Genomic DNA, 923 nt, shown 5'->3' with positions numbered 1-923 from the left:
GGCGCCCCCCGTGGCCCCGCCGCTCACCGGCTCGGCCGGCGCGCTCAGGGGCTTGAGTCCCTGCAGGCTGGACTGTGCGGCAGCGCTGGGCGCCAGCCGGCTGAGTGGCTGAGGGGCGCTGATGCGGGCCGCGCTGCTGGCTGCCTCGGCGGGCAGCTGGGCCACGGCATGTTCGGAAGGCGCCAGGCCAGGGCTGACGGGCAAGTCCTGGGCGCGAGCGCCCTGCTCTGCGGCCAGCGGCGCCAGGGCGGGTGCCTGGATCTTGTCTGCGGGGCGCACGCTGTCAGCGCTGAGGCGGCCGGTCGAGCGTTCGGGCAGGCTCAAGGTGGGACTGGCGCTGATGGTGGCAGGCGTGCTGCTGAGCGCACCCAGGGCCTGGGGCCGGACGGCCTGCGTCACGGGGCTGGGCTGGCTGGGGCTTGGCAGCGTGCTCACGCGCGGTGCGGGCGCCTCCAGGGGCGGCACCGCGCTGAGCTCGGTGGGCCGCGGGGTCGAGAGCCGCTCAAGGCGCTGCGGGGCCTCGATGCGCACCGGGCTCACCTGGCTGTCCAGGCGCTGCGCGGCCTGGGCCGGCAGCGTGGGGCGCGCCACCGGCTGCAAGTGATCCTGCTGGCGGGCCAGCGGCTCGACCCGGGCCGCCTGCACCTGAGCCGGCGTCGGGGGGGCGCTGTCCAACTGCCGGGTGATGCGGGGATCGACCTCGCTGGGCGGGGCGGGCAATTCACTGCGCAGGGCCTCGGCGCGGGCCTGGGTGAGCGGCTGGATGGGCTCGGCCCGGCTGCCCTGGGTGCTGGGGCTGTCCTGCAGCTGCCTGACGCTGCTGGGCTGCGGCGCCCACTCGCCTTCGCGGGCGGCGCCGGGCTGATCGGGCGGGGCCGGTTCGTCCTCGCGGCGCACCACGCCGCCAAAGCGGCGGCTGGGGG

1 protein-coding gene is annotated in these 923 nt (G+C 77.4%); it reads right to left on the bottom strand.

Annotated elements, in window-relative coordinates; genetic code table 11:
- On the bottom strand, window positions 1-923 hold a 923-nt coding region (locus H5407_RS23500; protein WP_183106909.1), incomplete at both ends, for a hypothetical protein.

The organism is Mitsuaria sp. WAJ17 (assembly GCF_014174515.1).
Lineage (GTDB): Bacteria > Pseudomonadota > Gammaproteobacteria > Burkholderiales > Burkholderiaceae_C > Roseateles_B.
This window is presented reverse-complemented; position numbering and strand designations above follow the sequence as displayed.